Origin of the sequence: Flavobacterium gawalongense (genome assembly GCF_007097265.1) — a bacterium.
Classification (GTDB): domain Bacteria; phylum Bacteroidota; class Bacteroidia; order Flavobacteriales; family Flavobacteriaceae; genus Flavobacterium; species Flavobacterium gawalongense.
In genome coordinates this window covers 66,005-72,885 of the sequence record NZ_VJZP01000018.1, presented here as the reverse complement: position 1 = coordinate 72,885, position 6,881 = coordinate 66,005, and the positions used below count along the sequence as shown (strand labels likewise).

Below are 6,881 nucleotides of genomic sequence, written 5' to 3'. Positions count from 1 at the left end.
TAAGGGTAAGCGCCTTAAAGCTGGGTGGGATAATCAATATTTGGAGAAATTAATTAATTTATGATGCGTTTGCCCTGAACGGATAGCGGGAAATGGCTCCAAAAAACAAAATGCTATTTTTTCTTCAAAGCATCAATCTCCTCATCGGTATGTTCGATAATATCAATTTTTGGTTCGATGAATTCCTGTTCGTTCGCCAATGTTTTATTTAAGGTTAAAACCAAAGCTGGCAATAACATTAAATTCGACAGCATTCCGAACAATAAAGTCAATGAAATTAGTCCGCCAAGCGCTATTGTTCCGCCAAAACTGGACAGCATAAACACCGAAAATCCGAAGAATAACACGATGGAAGTGTAGAACATGCTCAAACCGGCATCCGTAAATGTAGCGTAAACAGATTTGCGTATTTTCCAGTTGTTTTTCTTTAATTCCTCGCGGTATTGTGCTAAAAACCGAATCGTATCATCCACCGAAAGTCCAAATGCAATTCCGAAAACCAATATCGTTGACGGTTTCAAAGGAATGTCCAGATAACCCATAATTCCTGCAGTTAGCAATAACGGCAATAAATTTGGGATGATGGAAACCAATACCATTTTGAACGAACGAAACATAAACGCCACCAAAAGCGAGGTCAGGAAAAAGGCAAAAACCAAAGACGAAAGTAAATTGTCCAGAAGATAACCAGTTCCTTTTTGGAAAACTAATGCTTTTCCGGTAATCGTAACATGATAGCGGTCTGGCGGGAAAAGGGTATTGGCTTTTTTACGAATTTCTGCTTCAATCTTCGCTATGTTATCGCCGTTTTCATCACGCATAAAAGTCGTGATTCGGGCAAATTGCCCTGTTGAATCGACATAGCTTTTCATCAAATTGTCTTTGGAATTTTTAGTGGCATTTTTGGCATACGACAAAATAAACGACTGTTCCTGTGAGGTTGGCAATTCGTAATAATCCGGATTTCCGTTATAATAGGCTTGCTTGGAATATTTAACCAAATTGACAATTGAAATGGGTTTTGACAGTTCCGGAATTTCGTCAATGGTTTCCTCGAGTTCTTCCATTCGCTTCAGTGTAGACAATTTCATGACCCCTTTTTTGTGTTTGGTGTCAATCATGATTTCCAGTGGCATAACGCCGTCAAATTCTTTTTCGAAGAAAACAATATCTTCAAAAAAGGCTTCTTTTTTGGGCATGTCTTCAATTAAACTACCTGAAATACGCATTTTGTAAATTCCTATAATGCTAATTACCAATAGAATAACGGCAACCACGTAAATTGAAAAACGATTGTATTTTACGTTTCTCAGAATCCAGTCCATAAAAACCTTAACATAATTTCGATCTAAATGCTCAATATGTCTGTCTTTTGGCGGTGGAATATAACTGTGAAAAATAGGGATGACAATAATGCACAAAAAGAAAAGCGCCATAATATTAATGGAAGTAACTACTCCAAATTCTAATAGCAATTGATTATTGGAGGCAACAAACGTGGCAAAACCAATCGCTGTAGTAAGATTTGTCATTAGCGTTGCCATTCCCACTTTGGTGGTAACACGTTGTAAAGCTTTGACTTTATTTCTATGAACTTTGTATTCCTGATGGTACTTATTGGTCAGGAAAATACAATTTGGAATCCCGATAACAATAATCAAAGAAGGAACCAAAGCAGTTAAAACCGTGATTTCGTAATTTAATAATCCTAAAAAGCCAAACGACCACATCACACCAATGATTACAATAATCATTGAAATTAAGGTGGCTCTAAAACTTCTGAAAAAGAAAAAGAAAAGCAATGAGGTTACCAATAATGAGGCTCCAATGAAGATGCTTATTTCGTCGACAATAGTTTTTGCATTTAATGTTCTGATGTAGGGCATTCCTGAAACACGAAGGTCGATTCCGGTTTCTTTTTCGAATGTTTCTACTGCGGGAACTAACTTCTCTAAAATAAAATCTTTTCGCGCTGCAGTGTTTACAATTTTTTTATCCATGTAAACGGCAGAGCGAATGCTTCCCGATCTTTTGTTAAAAAGTAATCCTTCGTAAAAAGGCAAATCATTGAAAAGTTCTTTTTTTATTTTTTGAAGATAGGCTTTGTCAACAGTTTTGCTTTGGTCAACAAAAGGGACCAATTCGAAGGTTTCGAGCGAATCGTTTTTCTGTAATTTCTTTAGGTCGTTTAAGGAAATAACCAAATCAACGGCTTTGTCTCCTTTAAGGCCGTTCATCAGTTTACTCCAAGAAGCATAGGCTTTTGGGGTAAAAATGGTATTATCCTTTACGCCTATGATGACTAAATTTCCTTCTTCGCCGAATTTATTCAAAAAGGCGTTGTATTCTATATTTACAATATTGTCGTCCGGTAATAAGTTAGCTTCGGTGAAAGTGAAATGGATATTCTTCCATTGCATTGCTAAAAGGACTGTTATCGCTATAATAATGGATAACATTAAAATTCTATTTCTAAGGACAACTCGAGCTATTAATTCCCAAAATCCTAAACTAAACCACTTAATCATAATTCATATTTAACGGCGGTAAAGGTAGTCAAAACCGCTATAAATCATTTGTTTTAAATAAAACTTTTTGGTGTGTTATGGGGTTAATTCCGGAGTTTTTTTATTTTACAATATATTAATTTTATGAGATATAAATTATACATTTGAATTTCTCATCTTTGTTTCTTTAAAGTTGGGAAAGTCCACATAAAAATACATATGAAGAATTATAAAAACGCATTATTTTATTTAGGTGTAACAGGTGGTTTCACTGCATTAATATATTGGATTATAAGTAAAGGAAAGCATTTAGAAGCTAATAAAACGATCATAAAATCGGAAAGTGAAAATGGTTCTTGGAATGATTTTTTAACTTCGATGCAACATAATTTTCAGGATCCACTGGCCATTCTTTTGGCACAAATTATTACAATAATCCTTGTGGCTCGTTTTTTTGGTTGGGTTTTCAAAAAAATCGGACAACCATCAGTTATAGGAGAAATCATTGCAGGAATTGTTCTAGGGCCCTCTTTGTTAGGAATGTATTTCCCGGAATTTTCAAGTGCTTTGTTTCCAGTTGAATCGTTAGGAAACTTAAAATTTTTAAGTCAAATAGGATTGATCCTTTTTATGTTCGTCATAGGAATGGAACTCGATATGAAAGTGTTGAAAAACAAAGCCAATGAAGCGGTTGTGATAAGCCATGCCAGTATTGTCATTCCATTTGCACTGGGGATTGGTCTGGCCTATTTTGTTTACAATAGATTTGCTCCCGAAGGAGTGAAATTCCTTGCTTTCAGTTTGTTTATGGGGATTGCCCTGAGCATAACTGCATTTCCTGTTTTGGCAAGAATCGTCCAGGAAAGAGGGATACATAAAACGAAATTAGGAGCTATTGTGATTACTTGTGCCGCTGCCGATGATATTACCGCCTGGTGTATTTTGGCTGTAGTAATTGCGATTGTAAAAGCGGGAACTTTCGTTAGTTCGTTATACATTATTATGCTGGCCATAATTTATGTTGCTGCCATGATTTTTATTGTAAAACCATTTTTGAAAAGAATTGGGGACTTATATGGTTCTAAAGACAGTATAGTAAAACCTGTAGTGGCAATCTTTTTTCTTGTACTTATTCTTTCATCTTATGCTACTGAAGTGATTGGTATTCATGCCCTTTTTGGTGCTTTTATGGCGGGAGCGATTATGCCGGATGTTCCAAAATTCAGAACGATATTCATAGAAAAAGTGGAGGATGTTGCGTTGATCCTTTTATTGCCTTTGTTTTTTGTGTTTACCGGTTTGAAAACCGAAATTGGACTTATCAATGATCCCTATTTATGGAAAGTTACCGGGTTTATTATTTTTGTAGCCGTGGTGGGGAAATTTTTAGGAAGCGCTTTAGCAGCCAAATTTGTAGGTCAGAGTTGGCGTGACAGTTTAACTATCGGTGCCTTGATGAATACGCGCGGTTTAATGGAATTAATTGTTTTAAATATCGGATTAGAGCTTAAAGTTTTGACTCCCGAAGTTTTTACAATGATGGTTATCATGGCATTAGTCACTACTTTTATGACTGGACCAGCTTTAGATTTAATCAATTATATATTCAAAACTAAAGATGGTGTTGAAATTGTAGAACAAACAAACCATAATAAATACCGAATTTTAATTTCGTTTGGAAACAATGAAAAAGGGAAATCCTTATTGCGATTGGCTACCAGTTTTATAAAGAAACAAAAAGCAAAATCCAGCATTACGGTGATGCATTTGTCATTAAGTGATGAGGTACATACGTTTAATATGGAAGATAAAGAAAAAAATAGTTTTTATCCTATTGTCGAAGAATCGCAACTATTAAACCAGGATATCACTACTATTTTTAAAGCGACCCTTGATATTGAAACCGAAATTGCAGATGTAGCGAATCAAGGCGATTATGATTTGTTGCTGATAGGTTTAGGAAAATCTATTTTCGAAGGTACAATTCTCGGAAAAGTAATTGGTTTTACCACAAGGATAATTAACCCGGATCGATTGATTGATAAATTCACGGGAAAAGAAGGTTTGTTCGAAAATTCCCCTTTTGATGAAAGAACCAGACAAATTATTTCTAAAACTAAGATGCCTATAGGGATTTTGATTGATAAAGAACTGCAAAATGTAGATCAGGTTTTTATTCCAATTTTCAGTCCTGAAGATTCATTTTTGATTGATTATATCCAAAAATTAATTTACAATAACAATTCTAAAATTATCATTCTGGATGTAAACGGACATGTTGATACTAATTTTGTCATGAAGAGCGCCATTGATTCTCTAGAACAAAAATATCCTAATAACATTGGTTTAGTGGCGGATAAAACAATTAAAAAAGAATTTTTAGCCAATCAGGATTTAATGTTAATTAGTCTCGAAAGTTGGAAAGAACTTGTGGATTCCAGAAGTATTTGGTTGAGTGGAGTTCCTTCGGTATTGATTTTAAAACATTAATATGAATTGGATTTTATTGATTATAGGTGGACTTTTTGAAGTCGGTTTTGCGACTTGTTTGGGCAAAGCCAAAGAAAGTTCAGGTGCTACAGTAACATTGTGGTTGGGTGGATTCTTAATTTGTTTGACAATAAGTATGGTGTTGCTTTACAAAGCCACACAAACCTTACCCATTGGGACTGCTTATGCAGTTTGGACAGGAATTGGCGCGGTGGGAACAGTTTTGGTTGGAATTTTTGTGTTTAAAGAACCAGCTGATTTCTGCAGAATTTTCTTTATGACCACTTTAATCAGTTCGATTATTGGACTCAAATTTGTGTCGAGTCATTAAATATCAAATGGGCTTTTTTAAAGTATTTTTAAACATAAAAGATGAATAGGATTCAAGAAAATAATGGTGTGATTTATATGTTTCTCACGATTATTATGTTATTGATAATCGTGCTTTGCTATCTTGTTTATCGATTAATTCAATCAGGAAAAGCGAAAGAAAGAGCAGAAGAAAAGTTTCATTTTCTTGAAATGAAAGTAAATAATTTACAGTTGGAAACATTGGAATCCAAACTCAATCCCCACCTTTTTAAAAATATTCTCAATTCAATTCAGTCACATGCGTATCAAACCTATTTTGCGTTAGATAAATTGGCGAATGTGCTGGATTATATTTTATATGAAAGTCAAAAAAAATTAGTTTCCCCAAAAGAAGAAATCGAGTTTGCATTGAATCTTATAGAAATCAATAAAATTAAAGTTAGTCCGCTTTTTGAATTGAAAGTAAAAACTAAAATCAATGAAGGTGAAATGCTCTACGAACAACGTCTTTTAGCACCTTTAATTTCGATTGATTTAATAGAAAATGCTTTTAAGCATGCTGATTTGCAAAGTGCAGATGCCTTTATTTCGGTTTTATTTGAATTCAAAGACAATTGTTTTTATTTGACCGTTTCAAATAAAATATCAGATAAAAAGACATTGAAAAAAGAACGAAGCGGTATTGGAGCCGCTACGTTGGAGCAAAGGTTAAAAATTATATACAAAAATCAGTTTAAACTCGATAAATTTGTAGAAAATGACATTTATATTGCGCACCTAAAAATCAATCTTCTTGAATACAAAACTCAAATGCTTGCTGCTGGACGATGAATTACCGGGATTGACCTATCTGAAAATGCTTTGTGAGCAAATTCCAGAATTAGAAATTGTAAAAGCATTCAATAATCCAGAAAAATTACTGGCAGAAATTCCGAAACTCGATTTTGATTTGTGTATTTCAGATATTGAAATGCCCGGAATTGATGGTTTGACTCTTGCGGGTTTACTACAGAATAAATTAGTCATTTTTACCACTGCCTACAAAAATTATGCTGCCGAAGCATTTGATATTGATGCGGTTGATTACATCCTAAAACCGGTTACAAAGGAGCGTTTACAAAAAGCAGTTGCAAAGGCTTTAGAACGATTTGATAAACCTTCGAATGTTAAAAAATTTATTCATTTGAATACTGATAAAGGAAAGGCATTGTTGTATTTTCATCAGATTGTATACATCAAGACTGCTGCGACTGACAGTAGAGATAAAGAAGTGTTTCTTGTTGGTGGTAGCCCCCTGATTTTAAAAAACATTAATTTTGATTCGCTTTTAAGTCAGCTTCCTCAGGCTGATTTTTGCAGAGTGAATAAAAAAGAAATCATTTCAATGAGAGCTGTGAAATTTTTCAATCACAATGAAATTACACTCAGCCATCAGGAAGAAAACGGAAAATTCATCACATTAGTTCTGAGCGAAACCTATCGTTCTGACTTTTTAATAAAAGTAAAAATCTGATTTGTTACAAAGTTTTCCAATCTTGTTACATCCGACGGGAATTAACTTGTCGTTCTCTT

The 6,881-nt window shown here is 34.3% G+C and carries 5 protein-coding genes; 4 read left to right on the top strand and 1 reads right to left on the bottom strand.

Annotation, left to right across the window (positions count from 1 at the left end; all coding sequences use genetic code 11):
* Positions 1-113: 113 nt before the first annotated feature.
* Positions 114-2,528, bottom strand: coding sequence for an efflux RND transporter permease subunit (locus tag FNW38_RS10820; protein ID WP_144066691.1), 2,415 nt, complete (start codon positions 2,526-2,528; stop codon positions 114-116).
* A 198-nt stretch (positions 2,529-2,726) separates the two neighbouring features.
* On the opposite strand from FNW38_RS10820, the gene FNW38_RS10815 reads away from it, so the two are divergent.
* Genes FNW38_RS10815 through FNW38_RS10800 form a run of 4 tightly spaced genes read left to right on the top strand, consistent with a single transcriptional unit; the run spans position 2,727 to position 6,822 of the window.
* Entirely contained in the window at positions 2,727-4,997 is a 2,271-nt protein-coding gene (locus tag FNW38_RS10815) for a cation:proton antiporter domain-containing protein (protein ID WP_144066692.1), read from the top strand.
* Position 4,998: 1 nt separating this feature from the next.
* Positions 4,999-5,328, top strand: coding sequence for a DMT family transporter (locus tag FNW38_RS10810; RefSeq protein WP_144066693.1), 330 nt, complete (start codon positions 4,999-5,001; stop codon positions 5,326-5,328).
* A gap of 41 nt (positions 5,329-5,369) precedes the next feature.
* The gene (locus FNW38_RS10805) at positions 5,370-6,140 is read left to right on the top strand and encodes a sensor histidine kinase (RefSeq protein WP_235890194.1); all 771 of its coding nucleotides are present in this window, start codon (positions 5,370-5,372) and stop codon (positions 6,138-6,140) included.
* Positions 6,103-6,822 (top strand): LytR/AlgR family response regulator transcription factor, encoded by a 720-nt coding sequence (locus tag FNW38_RS10800; RefSeq protein ID WP_143387586.1) that lies wholly within the window; start codon positions 6,103-6,105, stop codon positions 6,820-6,822. Before FNW38_RS10805 ends, FNW38_RS10800 begins: the two co-directional genes overlap by 38 nt.
* Positions 6,823-6,881: the final 59 nt, after the last annotated feature.

Bases quoted from the DNA above. Each gene is read 5' to 3' on its own strand.
- FNW38_RS10820 (WP_144066691.1), bottom strand. From the start codon at position 2,528: ATGATTAAGTGGTTTAGTTTAGGATTTTGGGAATTAATAGCTCGAGTT.
- FNW38_RS10815 (WP_144066692.1), top strand. From the start codon at position 2,727: ATGAAGAATTATAAAAACGCATTATTTTATTTAGGTGTAACAGGTGGT.
- FNW38_RS10810 (WP_144066693.1), top strand. From the start codon at position 4,999: ATGAATTGGATTTTATTGATTATAGGTGGACTTTTTGAAGTCGGTTTT.
- FNW38_RS10805 (WP_235890194.1), top strand. From the start codon at position 5,370: ATGAATAGGATTCAAGAAAATAATGGTGTGATTTATATGTTTCTCACG.